Source organism: Rhizobium sp. NLR10b, assembly GCF_019685435.1.
Taxonomy (GTDB): Bacteria; Pseudomonadota; Alphaproteobacteria; order Rhizobiales; family Rhizobiaceae; genus Rhizobium.
In genome coordinates this window covers 251,273-269,676 of sequence record NZ_JABDWV010000004.1, presented here as the reverse complement: position 1 = coordinate 269,676, position 18,404 = coordinate 251,273, and the positions used below count along the sequence as shown (strand labels likewise).

At 63.0% G+C, this 18,404-nt stretch carries 18 protein-coding genes; 12 read left to right on the top strand and 6 right to left on the bottom strand.

All coding sequences use genetic code 11. From position 1 onward, the window contains the following. Nucleotides 1-24 precede the first annotated feature (24 nt). Genes HJB91_RS08350 through HJB91_RS08340 form a run of 3 tightly spaced genes read left to right on the top strand, consistent with a single transcriptional unit; the run spans nucleotide 25 to nucleotide 3,367 of the window. Complete coding sequence (locus HJB91_RS08350) at nucleotides 25-1,929, top strand: pseudouridine synthase (protein ID WP_221154353.1); 1,905 nt, start codon at nucleotides 25-27, stop codon at nucleotides 1,927-1,929. After that, a complete protein-coding gene (gene rsmD, locus HJB91_RS08345; RefSeq protein ID WP_221146701.1) occupies nucleotides 1,910-2,470 on the top strand; it encodes a 16S rRNA (guanine(966)-N(2))-methyltransferase RsmD in 561 nt (186 codons plus the stop codon). Before HJB91_RS08350 ends, rsmD begins: the two co-directional genes overlap by 20 nt. Nucleotides 2,471-2,485: 15 nt before the next feature. Beyond that, nucleotides 2,486-3,367, top strand: a complete 882-nt coding sequence (locus tag HJB91_RS08340) for a patatin-like phospholipase family protein (protein ID WP_221146700.1) — start codon at nucleotides 2,486-2,488, stop codon at nucleotides 3,365-3,367. On the opposite strand, the gene HJB91_RS08335 is transcribed toward HJB91_RS08340, so the two are convergent. From HJB91_RS08335 to HJB91_RS08325, 3 genes are all read right to left on the bottom strand, one after another. After that, nucleotides 3,356-3,835, bottom strand: coding sequence for an EVE domain-containing protein (locus HJB91_RS08335; RefSeq protein WP_210629032.1), 480 nt, complete (start codon nucleotides 3,833-3,835; stop codon nucleotides 3,356-3,358). The genes HJB91_RS08340 and HJB91_RS08335 overlap by 12 nt on opposite strands. A gap of 3 nt (nucleotides 3,836-3,838) precedes the next feature. Beyond that, the gene (locus tag HJB91_RS08330) at nucleotides 3,839-4,210 is read right to left on the bottom strand and encodes a VOC family protein (protein WP_221154344.1); all 372 of its coding nucleotides are present in this window, start codon (nucleotides 4,208-4,210) and stop codon (nucleotides 3,839-3,841) included. A 118-nt stretch (nucleotides 4,211-4,328) separates the two neighbouring features. Then, nucleotides 4,329-6,143, bottom strand: coding sequence for a monovalent cation:proton antiporter-2 (CPA2) family protein (locus HJB91_RS08325; RefSeq protein ID WP_221154342.1), 1,815 nt, complete (start codon nucleotides 6,141-6,143; stop codon nucleotides 4,329-4,331). Nucleotides 6,144-6,262: 119 nt separating this feature from the next. Here HJB91_RS08325 and HJB91_RS08320 point away from each other — a divergent pair, with 119 nt between their 5' ends. The 6 genes from HJB91_RS08320 (at nucleotide 6,263) to lpxK (ending at nucleotide 12,133) form a co-directional block, all read left to right on the top strand. Further along, nucleotides 6,263-7,609: a TldD/PmbA family protein gene (locus tag HJB91_RS08320; protein WP_210629029.1), complete on the top strand. Its 1,347-nt coding sequence runs from the start codon at nucleotides 6,263-6,265 to the stop codon at nucleotides 7,607-7,609. A gap of 29 nt (nucleotides 7,610-7,638) precedes the next feature. After that, nucleotides 7,639-8,448, top strand: a complete 810-nt coding sequence (locus HJB91_RS08315) for a 3'(2'),5'-bisphosphate nucleotidase CysQ (protein WP_221154340.1) — start codon at nucleotides 7,639-7,641, stop codon at nucleotides 8,446-8,448. Between the two features lie 62 nt (nucleotides 8,449-8,510). After that, nucleotides 8,511-8,759, top strand: coding sequence for a DUF4170 domain-containing protein (locus HJB91_RS08310; RefSeq protein ID WP_210629027.1), 249 nt, complete (start codon nucleotides 8,511-8,513; stop codon nucleotides 8,757-8,759). 159 nt (nucleotides 8,760-8,918) lie between these two features. After that, nucleotides 8,919-10,238 (top strand): lipid IV(A) 3-deoxy-D-manno-octulosonic acid transferase, encoded by a 1,320-nt coding sequence (gene waaA, locus HJB91_RS08305; RefSeq protein WP_210629026.1) that lies wholly within the window; start codon nucleotides 8,919-8,921, stop codon nucleotides 10,236-10,238. A gap of 9 nt (nucleotides 10,239-10,247) precedes the next feature. Next, nucleotides 10,248-10,970, top strand: coding sequence for an HAD family hydrolase (locus HJB91_RS08300; protein ID WP_210629025.1), 723 nt, complete (start codon nucleotides 10,248-10,250; stop codon nucleotides 10,968-10,970). An 89-nt stretch (nucleotides 10,971-11,059) separates the two neighbouring features. Then, nucleotides 11,060-12,133 carry a tetraacyldisaccharide 4'-kinase gene (gene lpxK, locus HJB91_RS08295; protein WP_221146697.1) on the top strand — a complete coding sequence of 358 codons (1,074 nt, stop codon included), beginning with the start codon at nucleotides 11,060-11,062 and terminating at the stop codon, nucleotides 12,131-12,133. Nucleotides 12,134-12,181: 48 nt separating this feature from the next. On the opposite strand, the gene HJB91_RS08290 is transcribed toward lpxK, so the two are convergent. Further along, entirely contained in the window at nucleotides 12,182-13,066 is an 885-nt protein-coding gene (locus HJB91_RS08290; RefSeq protein WP_221146696.1) for a GntR family transcriptional regulator, read from the bottom strand. Nucleotides 13,067-13,165: 99 nt separating this feature from the next. Here HJB91_RS08290 and HJB91_RS08285 point away from each other — a divergent pair, with 99 nt between their 5' ends. From HJB91_RS08285 to HJB91_RS08275, 3 genes are all read left to right on the top strand, one after another. Beyond that, entirely contained in the window at nucleotides 13,166-14,224 is a 1,059-nt protein-coding gene (locus HJB91_RS08285; protein WP_210629022.1) for an ABC transporter permease, read from the top strand. Beyond that, on the top strand, nucleotides 14,221-14,985 hold the full coding sequence (locus tag HJB91_RS08280) for an ATP-binding cassette domain-containing protein (RefSeq protein WP_210629021.1): 765 nt from the start codon (nucleotides 14,221-14,223) through the stop codon (nucleotides 14,983-14,985). Before HJB91_RS08285 ends, HJB91_RS08280 begins: the two co-directional genes overlap by 4 nt. 80 nt (nucleotides 14,986-15,065) lie before the next feature. After that, the gene (locus HJB91_RS08275) at nucleotides 15,066-15,983 is read left to right on the top strand and encodes a sugar ABC transporter substrate-binding protein (RefSeq protein ID WP_210629020.1); all 918 of its coding nucleotides are present in this window, start codon (nucleotides 15,066-15,068) and stop codon (nucleotides 15,981-15,983) included. Nucleotides 15,984-16,192: 209 nt separating this feature from the next. Here the strand turns inward: HJB91_RS08275 and HJB91_RS08270 are convergent, their stop codons facing one another. Together HJB91_RS08270 and mutL are read right to left on the bottom strand one after the other, a co-directional pair. Beyond that, nucleotides 16,193-16,423, bottom strand: a complete 231-nt coding sequence (locus tag HJB91_RS08270) for a DUF2093 domain-containing protein (protein WP_010010632.1) — start codon at nucleotides 16,421-16,423, stop codon at nucleotides 16,193-16,195. A 67-nt stretch (nucleotides 16,424-16,490) separates the two neighbouring features. Next, a complete protein-coding gene (gene mutL / locus HJB91_RS08265) occupies nucleotides 16,491-18,323 on the bottom strand; it encodes a DNA mismatch repair endonuclease MutL (RefSeq protein ID WP_210629018.1) in 1,833 nt (610 codons plus the stop codon). Nucleotides 18,324-18,404 lie beyond the last annotated feature (81 nt).

Sequence of the window (18,404 nt, the reverse complement as noted above, 5' to 3'; positions counted from 1 at the left end):
GCCCAAAAGGCAGGCAAACAGCAAATGACACCCAAAGACAAGCCAAAACGCCCGGGCGCAAAGCCCCTTTCACGGGATATCAGGCCGAAAGCCGGTCCGAAGGCCGCGGCCGCGCGCCCGGCGGCGGCCGAAGCCGAAAGCGACACCAAGGCCGAGCGCATTTCCAAGGTGATGGCGCGCGCAGGCGTCGCCTCCCGCCGCGACATCGAGCGCATGATCATGGAAGGCCGTGTGACGCTGAACGGCACGGTTCTCGAAACCCCCGTCGTCAACGTCACACTTGCCGACCGCATCGAGGTCGACGGTGTACCGATCCGTGGCATCGAGCGCACTAGGCTCTGGCTCTATCACAAGCCGGCGGGCCTCGTGACCACCAATGCCGATCCGGAAGGCCGTCCGACCGTCTTCGACAACCTGCCGGAAGAGCTGCCGCGCGTCATGTCGATCGGCCGGCTCGACATCAACACCGAAGGCCTGCTGCTGCTCACCAATGACGGCGGCCTCGCCCGCGCCCTCGAACTGCCGGCGACCGGTTGGTTGAGGCGCTACCGCGTCCGCGCGCATGGCGAGATCGATCAGGAAGCGCTCGACAAGTTGAAGGACGGCATCGCCGTTGACGGCGTGCTCTATGGATCGATCGAGGCAACCCTCGACCGCACCCAGGGCTCAAACGTCTGGATCACCATGGGCCTTCGCGAAGGCAAGAACCGCGAAATCAAGAATGTGCTCGGCGCTCTCGGTCTCGACGTCAACCGTCTGATCCGCATTTCCTATGGGCCGTTCCAGCTCGGCGATTTGCCGGAAGGCCAGGTCGTCGAGGTGCGCGGCCGCACATTGCGTGACCAGCTCGGCCCGCGCCTGATCGAGGAAGCCAAGGCGAATTTCGACGCGCCGATCTACAACGCCCCGGCTGTCGCCGCCGAGGAAGAGGAACAGGCCGCGGCACCGGCGGCGCCGGAAAAGCGCGAACGGCCGCGGCGCCAGGAGGACAAGCGTGAGCGGGCGCTGAGCCGCCTCGACACCAAACGTGACGACCGCCACGGCGGGCGCAGAGACGACGATCGCCGCGACGGCGGCCGCAGGGATGAAGACAAGCCGAAGCGCGCCCAGCCGCTCGGCCAGCGCCGCAGCGCCAATGTCTGGATGGCGCCCGGCGCCCGGCCTCTCGGCGAGAAGGCGGCGGCCAAGGCCGCCAAGAATGCGCAGACTGCGCGCCGGCGCGGCGAGCAGCCGGCGGCAAAGACCAATGCTTTCGATCGCATCGAGGATCGCCCGCGCACGCCGATCAACCGTGTGCGGGAAGAGGACGGTGAATGGATCCGTTCGAGCGAGCAGCCCCGCCGCAAGGATGAGGTCGAAGGCTTCGGCCGCCAGCGCTCGTTCGGGGATCGTCCCGCTCGCGAAGACCGCGGCTTCGGCGATCGCCCATCGCGCGGCGACCGGCCTTTCGGCGACAAGCCGCGCGGCGATCGCAAGCCCCGTGCGGATGGTGACGAACGTCCTCGTGCCGCCAGAGTCTCCACCGGCGAGGGCCGTTCTGAGCGTCCGCGCAGCGACCGCCCCTTCGGCGATCGTCCATCGCGGGGCGATCGACCTTTCGCCGGCAAGCCGCGTGGCGATCGCAAGCCGCGCGAGGAGGGTGACGAGCGCCCGCGGACAGCCAGAAGCTTCGCCGGCGAGGGTCGCTCCGAGCGTCCGCGCGGCGAACGGTCGTTCGGCGACAAGGCTGTGAGCGGCAAGCCTTCGGGCGATAAGCCGCGCGGCAAGAGCTTTGGCGCCGGGTCCGGCGGACCCAAGAATTTTTCCGGCAAACCGAAGGGCGCCAAGCCAGGCGGTGAAAGGCCGGGCGGTGACAGGCCCGCGGGCGGTCCGTCCAGAGGTGGTGCTCGAGGAAAGGGAATGACGCGCGGTGCGGATCGTCGGCGGTGAGTTTCGCGGACGGCCTCTCGCCGTGCCAAAATCCAACGAGATCCGGCCGACCGCCGACCGGACACGCGAGAGCCTGTTCAATATATTGAGCCATGCCTATCCGGAATGCGTCGACGGCACCCGGATCCTCGATCTTTTCGCCGGCACCGGCGCCGTCGGCCTCGAAGCCGTCTCGCGCGGCTGTCGCCACGCGCTCTTCGTCGAAAACAGCATCCAGGGCAGGGCGCTGCTCTGGGAAAACATCGATGCGCTCGGCCTGCATGGACGCACCCGCATCCTGCGCCGCGATGCGACCAATCTCGGCAGCGTCGGCAATCTCGAGCCTTTCGATGTGCTCTTTGCCGACCCGCCCTATGGCAAAGGCCTCGGCGAGAAGGCGATGGCGGCGGCCGCCATCGGCGGCTGGCTGCGGCCGGGGGCGATCGCGGTGCTCGAAGAGCGCGCCGACATTGTCGTTTCGGTCCACCCTTCCTATGTTTTCCTCGAAAGCCGCATCTTTGGCGATACGAGGGTGCATTTCTTCCGATATCAGCCGCAATAGGCGCAGGGGCGGGGCGTGCAGCAGGCAGAGATCATCAGTCCGAAACTGCCTGCGATCAGCGATTTGCCGACAGTCGCGGTTGCCTTCGGCGGCGGCGGCGCGCGCGGCCTGTCCCATATCCATGTCATTGAAACCCTTGACGAACTCGGGATCCGCCCGGTTGCGATTGCGGGTTCGTCGATCGGCGCCATCATGGGGGCCGGCATGGCCGCCGGCATGTCCGGCGCCGAAATCCGCGAACATGCGCTGGCAACCGTCGGCAACAAGACGGCCGTCGTTGCCCGCATCTGGGGGATGCGACCGACAACGGTGCGCGATGCGGTGGCCAAGGGCATCCGCATCGGCCAGTTCAATCTGGAACGGATACTGAAAGCCTTCCTGCCCTCCGAGCTGCCGGCCCGATTTGAAGATCTGCTGGTGCCGATGAAGGTCATCACGACAGATTATTACGGTCAGAACGAGGTGATCATCAAAGAGGGCGAGCTGTTTCCGGCACTCGCCGCCTCGTCTTCCATCCCCGCCGTTTTCATGCCGGTGCGCCTGCGCGGCCGCGTAATGATCGATGGTGGCATCAGCAATCCGGTCCCTTATGAATGCCTGATGGATCTTGCCGACATCGTCGTCGGCATCGACGTCGTCGGCGCCCCGGAAGGCGACGGCACCCATATCCCGAACCGCATGGAAAGCATCTTCGGTTCCGGCCAGTTGATGATGCAGACGGCGATCTCCCTGAAGCTGAAGCTTTGCCAGCCGCATATCTTCCTGCGCCCGACGGTCGGCCGCACCGGCGTCATGGATTTCCTCAAAGCCCGCGAAGTGCTTGCCATGTCCGTCGGCGTCAAGGACGACCTGAAATTCGCCCTCGACCGCGAGATCGAAGCGCGGCTAAAACGCTAAAGAACCTTGCATGGGCACCGTTGTTCGCGTCCGCGCGACATGAGCGAGCGGTTCAGAGAACATTGCTTCGGCTATGAGCTCGGCATCATCATTGTCGATTTCGAAGAGACCAAAGCGCAGTCGATATCCCCAGCCAGCCCGATCGCTGGTGAAAGATAGCCGACCGAGCAGCGGCCGGATGGGTGCTTCCGTGGCTCGCCACCAGGCGACATCCCGTCTCCAGGGGCGGAAGCCCGGGTGAACCTCCACCTGATATGCCTCCTTTTCCTCGATCATGCCAATGGCCGTGAACGCCTGCAGGCGATCGGTGCCGCCAAAGGTTTCGGTCGGCGAATAGTAGATGACGCGGTCGCCTGGCGCGCTCCGCTTAAGCGGAGCGGCCTTGCCGTGACAGACTTGCATGAACCCGGCTTTGCGTCCGATGCGGACATGGTTTGCTGATGCGACAGCGATCCAGCTGCGCGACATGGCTCAGTCCTCCGCCACGTTGTAGACGCGCAGACGATGCCCGTCGGGATCGGCCGCGACAAAGCTACGGCCGAAATCGAGGTTGGTCGGCGGCAGAAGGATCGGCGCGCTCTTGTCCTGCCATTCGGTGTGGAGCCTATCAACCATGTCTGCTGTCGCAACCTTGAAACCGACCTCGCAGCCGCCACCCGCCGCAGCCGGAGCAGGCTCGACGCCCGCCTTGCCCCACAGTCCGAGTGCCAGCCCCGAAGGCAGAATGAACATGGCGAAGGTCGGGCTGGCTTCGACGGGATCCTGCCCGAGCAGCCGCGCATAAAAGCTGGCGCTCTTCGGCGCGTCGATTACGAAAAGCAGAATGCTGTTGCTGTCGATCATGTTAGCCTCCTGTGTGTCAGTCAGGAGGACCCTAGAGAGGCATGCTGACAGATTCTGGCAGTAACCTCCGTGCCTTCCGCTTGTCGATCCGCTCGAGCGTCGCGCCTGCGGATTTGATTTATGCGTCCGCCGTCGCATCCGTGATTCCGGCCAGCGGATCATCCTCGAAAGGATCGGCGGCGCGCTTCGGCTTGACTAGCGGTTCGGGACGGACAGGGTGGGAAAACAGCATGTCGCGCCCCGCCTGGAGCCCCTCGGAGACCTGCAGGGCGAGCCGCGCCTCGTCGCGCTTGCGGATGTCCTCGCCGATTTCATAAGCGTCGGTTTCGGAGACGCCGAGCGCCTCCAGCGTCCGCCTTCCGAACAGCAGGCCCGATTCCAGTGTCTCGCGCAGCTCGTAATCGATCCCCTTGTTGCGCAGTTCGATCGAATGGATGCGGTCGTAGGAGCGTACGTAGAGGCGCGTCTGCGGATAATCGGCCTGCACCAGCTCCACCACCTTGTCGGTGATCTCCTTCTTCTGGGTGCAGACGAGCACGATCTTCGCGCGGTCGATGCCCGCCGAGCGCAGCACGTCCTTGCGGGTGCCGTCGCCGAAATAGATGCGAAAGCCGAAGGAGGAAGCCTGGCGGATACGGTCGGCGGAAAAATCGATGACGGTGACGCTGCGCCCGCCGGCAAGCAGGATCTGGGCGGCGATCTGGCCGAAACGCGAGAAGCCGACCATCAGCACGTCGGCGCCGGCACCTTCGAAATCCTCGGCCAGCTCCTCCTGTTCATCGCCGTTGAGCAGCCGCTTCGACAGCGCCGCGCCGATCGGCGTCAGCGCCATGGACAGCGTGACGATCGCCACCAGCAGCGATGCGGTGCTCGTCGACATCAATCCGACGACGCCCGCGGTGGTAAAGAGCACGAAGCCGAATTCGCCGCCTTGCGGCAACAGGAAAGCAATGCGGATTGCGTCATTGTGCGGCGATCCTGACATCCGGCAGAGCCCGTAGATAATGATCGCCTTGACGGCCATGACGATCGGCACAGTGACGATAACAAAGAGCGCGTTGTCGACGAGAACGCCGAGCTGCAGCGACAGGCCGACGGCGATGAAGAAAATGGCGAGCAGTACGCCGCGAAAAGGCTCGATATCGGCCTCGAGTTCGTGCCGGTAGGAGGATTCGGCCAGCATCACCCCGGACAGGAAGGCCCCCATCGCCATCGACAGCCCGGCAAGCTGCATCAGGCTTGCCGATCCCATGACGACAAAGAGCGCCGCCGCGATCATCGCCTCGCGCGCGCCGGTGCGGGCGATGATCTGGAAGAGCGGCGTCAGCAGGTAGCGCCCCATGACGATCATCGCCGCCACCGCACCGACGGCCACGGCAAAATCGGTGAGCGGCGTATTGCTGCCCTTGCCGCTGCCGTCGAGAACGGTGATCAGCGCCAAGAGCGGCACGATCGCCAGGTCCTGGAACAGCAGCATCGAGAAGGAACGCTGCCCGTATCGCGTGTTGACGTCGCCGTCGCCCTCGAGGATCTGCATGGCGAAGGCCGTCGAGGACAGCGCCAGCCCGAAACCGGCGACGATGCTGCCGCGCCAATCCAGAACTTCGGAAAACCAGGCGAGCGCGGTCAGCGCCAGCCCTGTTACCACCACCTGCGCCGTGCCGAGACCGAAGATATCGCGCCGCATCTGCCAGAGCCGGCTTGGCTTCAACTCCAGGCCGATGATGAAGAGCAGGAAGACGACGCCGAGCTCGGCCACGGCAAGGATCTGTTCGCCATCGGTGATGCCGTGGAAGACGGGGCCGATGACGATGCCGGCGGCGAGGTAACCCAGCACCGTTCCGAGCCCGAGCTTCTTGAAGATCGGCGCGGCGACCACCGCGCCGCCGAGCAGCAGGATCGTTTCGGAAAAAAGGTCGTTGGGCGCTGACATGCTGGCAATTTCTTTCGACGGCGGGAAACATCCTGGCAGCCCTGACAAAGAATCGGCGGCGGCGGCCTTGATGCCAGGGAGAGTGCACAATAAATGGATGCCGAAGGAAAGGCCAAATCATGTCCTCTGAAATCGATTCCTCGACACTTCTTTCCCGCGCAAGTCAATTGATCGATCTGGCAAGGAAGGCGGGCGCCGACGCTGCCGACGCCGTCGTCGTTCGCTCTCGCTCGCAATCGGTCAGCGTCCGGCTTGGCAAGGTCGAGGGGACAGAATCGTCGGAAAGCGACGATTTTTCGCTCCGCGTCTTCATCGGCAAGCGCGTCGCCAGCGTTTCGGCCAATCCGGGCTTCGATCTCCAGGCGCTGGCCGAACGGGCCGTCGCCATGGCCAAGGTTTCCCCGGAAGACCCGTATGCGTGCCTGGCGGACGAGGCGAACCTTGCCAAGTCCTATCCCGACCTGCAGTTGCTCGATGCCACCGAAGTCTCCTCGGAGATGTTGCGCGAGGCGGCTCTTGCCGCCGAGACGGCAGCTCTTGAAGTCACGGGCGTCACCAATTCCTCCGGCGCCGGCGCGTCGGCCGGCATGGGCGGCCTCGTTCTCGCCACATCGCACGGTTTCCAAGGCAGTTACATGGCCTCCCGTTTCGGCAACTCCGTCAGCGTCATCGCAGGCGAAGGCACCGGCATGGAGCGCGACTATGATTTCGACAGCCGGCTTTATTACGCCGAACTCGACGATCCCGCCGAAATCGGCCGCCGGGCCGGCGAACGGGTGGTCAAGCGTGTCAATCCGCGCCAGGTGCCGACCGGCAAGAATGTCACGGTCGTCTTTGATCCGCGCGTCGCCCGCGGTTTCGTCGGCCATATCGCCGGTGCGATCAACGGTGCCGCCGTCGCCCGAAAGACCAGCTTCCTGCGCGACAGGATGGGTCAGCAGGTGCTGAAGTCAGGGCTGTCGATCACCGACGATCCGCTGATCGTGCGCGGGCCTTCCTCGCGTCCCTTCGACGGTGAGGGCGTGTCCGGCGAGCGGCTTGTCATGATCGAAGACGGTGTCCTGAAGCACTGGTTCCTCTCGACCTCGACGGCCCGCGAACTCGGCCTGCGGACCAATGGCCGCGGCGTGCGCGGCGGCAGCGCCGTCACGCCGTCTTCCACCAACCTTGCCCTTGAGCCGGGCGAGATCTCGCCGGAGGAGCTGATCCGCAGCACCGGCAACGGTTTTTACGTCACCGAACTGATCGGCCACGGCGTCAACATGATCACCGGCGAATACAGCCGCGGCGCCACCGGCTTCTGGATCGAGAACGGCGAACTTACGTTCCCGGTGTCCGAGGTGACGATTGCCTCGAACCTCAAGGACATGTTCATGCGCCTGACGCCGGCAAATGACATCGACCGCAAGTTCGGCGTCGCGGCTCCGACCTTCGCGATCGAAGGCATGACGCTCGCCGGACAGTGAGAAGCGGGCGGCAGGAAATGGGTTGACGGATGAGCGATAGCGAAAAGCTGCGTTGGCAGAGCGATCTCGCCTTGATCGCCGATGCTGCCAAGGAGGCCGGCGCGGTCGCCTTCGGCTTCTTCAACCAGTCTCCCGAGGTCTGGTGGAAGAACGGCGACCGCTCTCCCGTCAGCGCCGCCGATTTCGCCGCCAACAAGACGCTTGAAACGATCCTGCGCAAGGCGCGGCCGGATTATGGCTGGCTGTCGGAGGAAACCGAGGACGATGCTGACCGCCTCTCGTGCGAGACGCTGTTCATCGTCGATCCGATCGACGGCACCCGCGCCTTCCTCGGTGGGCAGCTGGTCTGGTGCGTCAGCGTCGCGGTCGTGCATCGCGGTCGCCCGGTCGCCGGTGTGCTCTATGCGCCCGCGCTCGAAGAGCTCTACGAAGCGGTCGATGGCGGCGTGGCGCTGAAGAACGGCGTGCCCTTCACCGTTTCCGCCGCCGGGCCGGACGAGGTGAGCCGGCTTGCGGTCGGCGAAGACCTGTTGAGGACGTTTCCGCCGGCGTTCCGTGACCGCGTGAGGCGCGAAAAATATATTCCATCGCTCGCCTATCGCATCGCCATGGTGGCGGACGGCCGCCTCGAAGCCACCTTCGTCAAGGGCAATTCGCACGACTGGGACCTTGCCGCCGCTGATCTCGTTCTGGCCTGCGCCGGTGGCCGCCTCGTCGATCTCGACGGCAAGCCGATCGTCTATAACAGGGCGGACGTCACCCATAAGGTGCTCTGTGCGGCGCCGACGGCCCGGATCGATGAGTTTCTAACGGCTTTTGCCGGGCGAGGAGACGGTTGACGTTTCCGTCAAAATCCCGCAGATGAGGTGGCGGAGGAATTCGGCAGAAAGAGAACAAGAAAATGACTGACTCCGGTGACAAGAAGCAGCTTTTGCACCTCGTTTTTGGCGGCGAACTGGAAAGCCTCGAAGACGTCCAGTTCCGTGATCTGGACGGTCTCGATATCGTCGGCATTTTTCCCGACTATGCCTCGGCGCTGACGGCCTGGAAGGCGAAGGCGCAGCAGACGGTCGACAATGCGCATATGCGCTATTTCATCGTCCACATGCACCGTCTGCTCGATCCGCATCAAAAGGCTGGGGGCAACTGACCTCGGCAGCCGCCGCCAGCCGAACGGGCCTTCGTGCATCGGGCGCCCGTCGATCCGGATCGTTTGACGCATTCTGAACAAATTGATCGGCCATTCCGGCCGCAACGATAATAAGGGAATGGGTTTGATGTCGATCGTCTTGGGTCGGAGGCTGGCGCGATGAGCTCCCGGATGGCGCGGCTCGGTCTGAGCACATACCGTCTGGCGGGAACCGTGGCCTCACCGGTCGTCGGCCTCTATCTGACCTACCGCACGGCCAAGGGCAAGGAAGACCGGGCGCGCCGCCTGGAACGCTTCGGCTATCCGAGCGCCAACCGGCCGCAAGGCCCGCTCGTCTGGTTCCATGCTGCAAGTGTCGGCGAAACCAATGCCGTCATTCCGCTGATCCGCGAAATCCGCCGCCGCGAGATCCATGTCATCCTGACCACCGGCACCATCACCTCCGCCAGGCTCGCCGCCGAGCGCCTCGGCCAGGAGGCGATCCATCAATATGTGCCGCTGGATCTGAAACCATCCGTCAGCCGCTTCCTCGACTATTGGCAGCCCGATTGCGCCATTATCGCCGAATCCGAGATCTGGCCGGCGACGGTGCTGGAGCTCGGCCGTCGCCGCATCCCGCAGATCCTGGTCAATGCCCGCATGTCGGACCGCTCCTTTGCCCGCTGGCGCCGCCGCCCGTCGATTGCGGAGGCCTTGTTCGAAAACCTCGCCCTCGTCATTGCCCAATCCGATGTCGATGCCGAGCGGTTCCGCAATCTCGGTGCCGTTCCCGTCATCACCTCGGGCAATCTGAAGGTCGATACCGACGCCCCGCCTTATGACAGCGCTGTCTTCTCCCGCTACAGGAAGCAGATCGGCGATCGCAAGACCTGGGCGGCGATCTCCACCTTCGACGGCGAGGAGAATGCCGCCGGCATCGTCCATCGCGCCCTGAAGGAGCGCGATCGTCAATTGACGATCATCGTGCCCCGCCATCCCGAGCGCAGCGACGAGATCGAGGCGGCGCTGGTCAAGCAGGGACTGAAGGTCGCCCGCCGCACCCGTGACGATGTCCTGTCGGCCGATGTCGATGTTTTCCTTGGCGATACGATCGGCGAAATGGGGCTTTATCTCCGTCTGACCGAAATCGCTTTCGTCGGCCGCTCGCTCTTTGCCGAGGGTGGTCAGAACCCGTTGGAGCCTGCCATGCTCGGCTGCGCCATCCTCTCCGGCGGCAATGTGCAGAATTTCCGCGAGGCCTATCAGAAGCTCGCCCGCAGCGGCAGCGCCCGCATGGTGCGCGATACCGAAATGCTGGCCAAGGGCGTGCATTACCTGCTGACCAATGATGAAGCCCGCCGTACCATGATCGAGGCCGGCGTCGCCACCGTGCACGAGATGCGGGGCGCACTATCGGCGACGGTGAAGGGGCTCGAACCCTATATCAATCCGCTGACGGTCAAGGCGCGTTTGTTGCCCAAGGCCGCGGCCCAGGTCTGAGGAGACGCGATGTCGGGCCCGGCGCATATCAAAGGCATCCTCTTCGACAAGGACGGCACGCTGCTCGACTATGACGAGAGCTGGCTGCCGGTCAATCGCGAGCTTGCCCGCATCGCCGCTGAGGGCGACCCACTTCTGGCCGACCGGCTGCTGTCTGCCTGCGGCATGGATCCGGTGAGCGGCCATATCGTTCCCGACAGCCTGCTCGCCGCCGGCAATACAAGGCAGATCGCCGAGGGGCTCGTCGCCGCCGGATCGATGATCGATATCGGGGAATTGACGATCCGTCTCGACGACCTCTTTTCCGGCGCCGCTGAATTTTCCGTGCCGGTGACCGACCTTGCCGGCTTTTTCGCAAGGCTGCATCGGCGCGGTTTCAAGCTCGGCGTTGCCTCCAGCGACAATGAGCGCTCCATCCGCCAGACGGCGGAGCGCTTCGGTTTCGCCCGCTATGTCGATTATATCGCCGGCTACGACAGCGGCTTCGGCGTCAAGCCGGAGCCGGGCATGGTGCTCGGCTTCTGCGCTGCGACCGGGCTTTTGCCATCCGAGGTCGCCATGGTCGGCGACAACAACCACGATCTGCACATGGGCCTGAATGCCGGCACGGGACTTAGGATCGCCGTGTTGACGGGAACCGGCTCGCGCGATTCACTTGCCGCGGCGGCCGATCATGTGCTCGACGATATCACCGCCCTTGAGACGTTGCTGCCCGATCTGCAGCCGGCCTGATCGTAAAGGCTTGCATTTTCATCGATTTTAACCTCTCAATCCCGCCGGGAAAACGAATTCTCTGGCCGGGCGGGGAGCGGGACGGCAAAATGATTTCAGAAGCGCCGCCGTTCTGGTGGAGGAAAGCCGATTGGCGCGCCTGGCTGCTGGCGCCGCTGTCCTTTCTCTACGGCCGTATCGCCGGCCATCGCATGGCCCATGCGCGCCGCGCTTCGGTTTCCGTTCCCGTCATCTGTGTCGGCAATTTCACCGTCGGCGGCGCCGGCAAGACGCCGACGGCGCTGACGCTCGCCCGCGCCGCCAAGGCGAAAGGCCTGAAGCCCGGCTTTCTCAGCAGAGGTTACGGCGGCTCGCTCGACGTGACGACGGTGGTCGATCCCCATCATCACCGGGCGGTCGCCGTCGGCGATGAACCGCTTTTGCTCGCCCAGGAGGCGCTAACGGTGATTTCCCGCCGGCGTGTCGACGGCGCTCGGCGCTTGGTCGCGGAAGGCGCCGACCTCATCATCATGGATGACGGGTTTCAGAGCGCCCGGCTGGCGATCGACTATGCGCTGCTCGTCATCGACGCGACGCGCGGCCTTGGCAACGGCCATATCGTGCCGGCCGGCCCGGTCCGCGCGCCGATCCGCCAGCAGCTGAGTTCGGCGACGGCACTGCTGAAGGTAGGCGGCGGTAATGCTGCCGATGGCATCGTCCGCATGGCGGCACGCGCGGCAAAGCCCTATTTCACCGCATCGCTGAAGGTACGCGGCGACAACAGGCTTGCCGGCATCAAGGTGCTTGCCTTCGCCGGTATCGCCGATCCCGCCAAATTCTTCCGCACCGTCGAATCGCGCGGCGCCGAGATCACGGTCGCCAAGACCTTCGGCGACCACGAACACCTGACCGAGGAGGAGATCGACGATATCCTGACGACGGCCGAACGCCAGGACCTCCTGATCGTCACCACCTCAAAGGATTTCGTTCGCCTCTCCGGTCATCACGGCAAGGCGGAGCAATTGGCGCAGAAGGCCAAGGTGATCGAGGTCGACATGGTCTTCGAGGATCATCTCGCCCCGGGTCTGATCATCGACCGGGCAATCATTGCCTGCCGTGATCGGCGCCTCAGGGAATTGAAGGCTGGGGCTAAAGTAACTTCAGGAACGGCCGAGCGGCCGTAACTGGCTGCTGTGAACCACCTGGGCCGCCTAAATCTGCCTGCAACCCGATCATGCGATCGAATGAAGCAAAGTTTCGCGAGCAGACGTCAGATGCAACCGACAGGCGTGATCGATCAACGCGATATTGCGGCTTTCGAGGGCTTCGATGAGCGCAAGATGTTCCCTGATGGCGACCTCGTTCCGCGCCCGTTCATCACGCTTGTTCCACTGATAGTGATAGTGAAACACCATGGCGATCACGTCTTGGAAGCTTTCAATGAATCGGTTTGGTGCAACTGCCGTAATCAGCCGGTGAAACCGGCTGTCCAATTCCGAGAAATCCTGATACCGGGAGTCGATATCGGCGAGCAGTTCCAAATGTGCGCTCCGCGTAGAGTGGAGCTGCTTCCAGACCGGCGAGCTGTCGGGCAGGGCCGCGAACAGCCGCGCCGAACGCATTTCGAACATTTCTCTGATCTCAAACAGTTCGAGTGCGAAACTCGCTGTGAACCCTTTGAAGACCCAGCCTGCGTTGGGGCGTTTCTCGATCAGCCCATATTTCTGAAATCGATTGAGAAACTCACGGACGATCGTTGTTGCGACGCCGAACCTACGAGCTAGTTCCGCCTCGTTGATTTCTGTGCCCGGGCAGGCATCACCGCGCAACATCCAGTCCATGAAGCTTGTTTCGACCTGTTCCGAAATCGCCAAGGTCTCTTCGCGTGGATAGCGTTCTATCGGCAGCGGTTGCTCACGGACGATCCGCCTGTGCGCTTCAGATACGATGATTCCACGTGCGGACATTCCTGCCAGCACCTTTCGCACTGTTGTCCTGCTTACGCCGAGCTGGGCGCGCAGTGCATTTTCGGAGGGTAACTCCTCCCCAAGATCGAACGTGCGGACAATGTCGATCATATCGTTGAACGCCCGCTTGAAAGTCGTATCGGTTCTCATGGCACAACTGCTGATCTGACTAGATATCCATAAAAAACAAGTTGACGTACGTGTATCATATGTTTCTTATGTATAAAAAACCAGGGAGGCTCGGGGAATTTGGAAGACTCCAGGACGCTGCCTCAAAATTCGTCCCGGCCTGGTGGTTCGCAGGACGCAACCTTCCATCCGAGACAATCTGGCATCGCACTGGGACTGAAGCTGTTGAGCCTGGGTCCACTGTTAATCCTCATTATGCTTATCGCCGTGGTCAGTATTGTCACCCCGGCTTTTTTAAAACCGGTAAACCTCGGGAACATCCTCGCGCAGACAGCAGTGATCGCTGTGGTGGCAATGGGCCAACAGCTTGTCATCCTGACGCGCGGCATCGACCTCTCTGTAGGCTCGAACCTTGCACTGGCGACAGTCATTGGCGGACTTGTCTACCAGCAGGTTGACTCATCGTTCATCGTCATCATGGCCATGCTGCTTGCCGGTGCTGCCGTTGGCGCTATAAACGGCCTGGTCTTTGTCTATGGTCGACTGCCACATCCCTTTATCATCACGCTTGCGACTTTGAGCATCTGCCGCGGTCTGGCCCTCGAATTGGCTCCGGGTCACACGACCATACGTGGGATGCCGGATGCAGTTACCGCCATCGGCGGCGGGACGACGCTTGGCGTACCCAATTCTTTTTTTGTCATCGGGATGTTCGGGATCGTTTTTCTGATTCTGACGAAGTCGATGGTCTGCGGCCGATGGATCTATGCCGTCGGCGGCTCGCCGAACGCCGCGACAAGCATGGGCATCCCGGTAAGAGGCGTTCTGCTCTCGACCTACATCGTTTCTGGCTTTTGTGCCGGCGTGGGCGCGGTGCTGCTTGCCGGGCGGACCGGTGCCGCCTCGCCGATCTACGGCAATCTCCTGGAACTTGACACGATTGCTGCTGTGATCATCGGTGGCGCCAGCTTCCTTGGCGGACGAGGCCACCTTGGCCACGCCCTAATGGGCGCCGTGTTGATCGGCGTCATCCGCAATGCGCTTAACCTTCTCGGCGTCGACGTGTTCTTTCAGATGATCGCGATTGGGTTCGTCATCGTCATCGCCGTCGAAGCTGACGTGCTTCGTAACCATCTCGAGTCGCGCGCACGCGTGCTTCAATCGGCGGCAGTGCAATGAACCCGGCATCCACCACACCGGCACTTTCGGTTCGAAATGCCCAAAAGCGCTTTGGCGCAATCCATGCCCTGAAGAATGTAAGTTTCGATGCTTATTCAGGTGAGGTAACGGCTCTCCTGGGTGACAACGGCGCCGGCAAGTCGACACTCGTCAAATGCATCAGCGGGCTCCATAGTCTCGACGAAGGAGAGATCCTTATAGATGGTGCTCCGGTATCGCTTCATTCAACTGCGGCCGCCCGCCGCGCCGGGATTGAAACCGTCTATCAGGATCTGGCGCTTTTCGACAACCTGACCCCCGTGCAGAATTTCTACTGCGGTCGGGAGATCTCTTTCCCCTCCTGGTTGCCGCGTCCGCTCCGCTTTCTCAGCACGGGCGAAATGAAGCGGGAAGCAGCGAACGTCATCGATCGCCTGAAGGTTAAGCTGCCGAAATTCGACGCACCGGTCGCACTGATGTCGGGGGGACAGCGACAGGCGATCGCGGTCGCACGTGCCATTGTTTTTGCGCGCAAACTGGTGATCCTTGACGAACCCACCGCGGCGCTCGGCCTTCGCGAGTCTCGCCAGGTTCTTGACATTATCAATCAGCTCAAAGCCGACGGCAATGCCGTGATCATCATCACCCATAACATGGAGCATGTCATTGAGATCGCCGATCGGGCGGTTGTCCTCCGGCAGGGTCGCAAGGTGGGTGAAGTGAAGCCCACAGAGGCGAACAAGCAGGACGTTGTTGCGATGATCGTCGGTGCGGAGGCTTGAGGGGATCGCTGCTTGGTTGGGGCAGCGGAAAACGAGATCGCGCTCTAGAAGAGGGCGGTCGAAACACGGGAGGTGTAATCATGAAACCGCAATCCCTACTGGGAGCTGTTGCGCTCCTGGTCGTCTCTGTAGTCCCGTCCCTGGCGGAGGAGCCAGTGAAGCTCGGGTTTATAACCAAGTTCCCTGTACCGTTCTTCGCAACAATGGAAGACGCAGCGAAAGATTACGCCAAGAGAAATCCGGGCGTCGAGATCATCTACGGCCAGGGTACGTCCGCAACCGACATCGAAGGCCAGATCGCGCAGATTGAGTCGATGGTGACACGAGGGGTGCAGGGCATCGCCCTCACGCCCGTCGATCCCACCGTGTCGACGGCCCTGGACAAGGCGGTAGCGGCCGGTATCAAAGTCGTGCTGATGGACAACAACATTCCGGATTGGAACGGCAGGACAGCGCTTGCCACCACCGACAACCTCGCCGCAGGCAAAATCGCGGGGGAATACCTCAAAACCGTGCTCCATGACGGCGATACGCTCGGGATACTCGAGGGCGTGCCCGGTGTGCCGGCGCTCGATGACCGTGTGAAGGGTATGCTCGAAGGACTGAAGGGCGTTGACGTCAAGATCGTCGGGAAAGGTGCAACCAACTGCACCGAGGAACTCGGGATCAGTGTCGCCGAGGATCTGTTGACGAAAAACCCGGACCTCAAGGCCATTTATGCCGCTTGCGGCCCCCCCGCTGCTGGCGCGGCACGCGCAATCAAGAACGCCGGCATTGCCAGTGACAAGATTGTGCTGGTCGGTTTCGACTTTTGCTGCGGCGAAGAGGAAGCGCTGAAGAATGGAATCGAGGATGCATCAGTGGCGCAGTTTCCCACCAAGATGGCGGAACTCGGCGTGGATGCGCTGGTAAAGTCTATTCGCGGCGAGAAAGTTGAATCATTAATTGACTCCGGCGCGGCGCTCGTGACGGCCGAGAACATGGCGAAATTCAAGTAGCTGCTTCTCTATGCGATTTGTTGAGAGCGCATACGCCGTAGTCGATGCCTTGCGGGCATCTGTTCAAGCAAACGGCTCGTCCTTCGCCGGGCGGGCCTGACATCTGACCGCTCGATTGGCGAAATCGCAGCCCCCGGGCTCGGGATGCAATTGATCGCCGATTCCCTCGGTCAGATGCCTGCGCCGACCACCCATCGGCACACGTCTCCCTAGCGCCGCTGGTTCGGCAGCACGCCGGCGCGTTTGTCGGCTTCGATTGCAGATATAACGTCGGCATAGGGCTCCTGCCGGGCGACGCTCCAGTAGCGCAGCTCGTCGAGCGGGATGTTTTTTCCGGTCATCGCGCAGACCACATAGGAGCCGGGCGAGAGAATCTGGAAATCGCCGTCGAGATAGCGGATCTTCGCCTCGCGGTTTCCGTGCCCTTCGAACAAATTCATGCGCTCCGTTCCCTACAGTCTGTCATCCGTTTGCCATACTCCCGCAAAGGCGGCTTTGCCAGCTTTTTCAGCTTCTGCCGAATAGCCGTTCGATATCGCTGAGCTTCAATTCGATATAGGTCGGCCGGCCGTGATTGCACTGGCCGGAGCCGGGCGTCACTTCCATTTCCCTCAGTAGCGCGTTCATTTCCTCCGGCCGCAGCCGCCGGCCGGAGCGAACCGATCCATGGCAGGCCATGGTCGCCGCCACATATTCGAGCTTGGCCGACAGGCCCGATGCCGTATCCCATTCGGCGATCTCGTCGGCAAGCTGGCGGATCAGGCCATGGGCGTCGACCTCGCCGAGCATGGCCGGTGTTTCGCGCACCGCGATCGCACCGGGACCGAAACGCTCGATCGCCAGACCGAGTTCGGCAAACTCTGCCGCATGCAGCATCAGCCGGTCGCAATCCTCTTCCGGAATGTCGACGATCTCGGGGATGAGCAGCACCTGCGAGGCCAGCCGCTTCGAATGCAGCGCCTTGCGCATCGCCTCGAACACCAGCCGCTCATGCGCCGCATGCTGGTCGACGATGACGAGCCCGTCCTCGGTCTGGGCGACGATATAGTTGGCGTGGATCTGCGCCCGTGCCGCGCCGAGCGGATAACGCCCAACGGTTTCGGGCGCGGCCGGGCTAGGAGAGGCCAGGCCGGGAGACACGGGGTCCGGAAAAAATTGCGGCTCGGCCCGTGCGGTCGGCATCGACAGGCCGTCGAAGGATGCCTGCGGCCGTTCGGAAAAAGCCGGTGCCGGCTGGTAGGGGCGGGAAGGGGAGGTCTCTGCCGACCATGGCGCCTGTGGCTGCTGCCCATAGGGCTGGAAACCGGGGCGGAAGGCGCGCAGCATATCGCTTGCGCCAGTCGTTGCCGCCCGGCTGCCGTCGCGCGCGAGCGCCTCGCGAATGGCGCCGACGATCAGGCCACGCACCAGGCCCGGGTCGCGGAAGCGCACGTCGGATTTGGCCGGATGCACGTTGACGTCGACGAGGGCCGGATCGAGAGCGATCGACAGCACCGCCACCGGATAACGCCCGGACGGGATCGTCTCGGCATAGGCGCCGCGGATCGCCGAGAGGATCAGCTTGTCCTGCACCGGCCGGCCGTTGACGAAGGCATATTGATGCGCGGAGTTACCGCGATTGAAGGTCGGCACGCCGGCAAAGCCGGTCAGCGCGATCTCCTCGCGCTCGGCGTCGAGCGCAATGGCGTTGTCGCTGAAGTCCTTGCCGAGCACCTGCGCCATGCGCGCCAGATGATCGTCGCCCGTCGCCGGAAATTCCAGCGTTGCGCGGTCCGAGCCGGACAGCACGAAGCGCACGGCGGGAAAGGCGATCGCCATGCGTTTGACGATCTCGGTAATGGCGCCGGCTTCAGCCTTTTCTGTCTTCAGGAATTTGAGCCGGGCAGGCGTGGCGAAGAACAGGTCGCGGACTTCGACGATCGTGCCGGGATTGGCGGCGGCGGGCCTGAGATGCAAGACCTTGCCGCCGGCAACGGCGATCTCGTGGCCGCCGGCACTGTCGCGCTTGCGGCTTGCGATGCTGAGCCTCGCCACGGACCCGATCGACGGCAGCGCCTCGCCGCGGAAACCGAGCGTTCTGATATCCTCGAGCGTCTCGGAGATCTTCGAGGTGCAATGGCGCCTGATTGCCAGTTCCAGATCGGCGGCGTCCATGCCGAAGCCGTTGTCGCTGACCCGCAGCAGCGCCTTGCCGCCGCCTGCCGTGGCGATCTCAATGCGCGTCGCCCCCGCATCGAGCGCGTTCTCGATCAATTCCTTGGCAGCGCTCGCCGGCCGTTCGATGACTTCGCCGGCGGCGATCTGGTTGATGAGCGTTTCGGAAAGCTGTCTGATGGCCATGGGCTATTTTCGGGGATTCGCGGGCTGGAGGGAAGGGGTCTCGGATCGCTTGGCGAAACTGTGATCCGCGGCTCCCCCGAA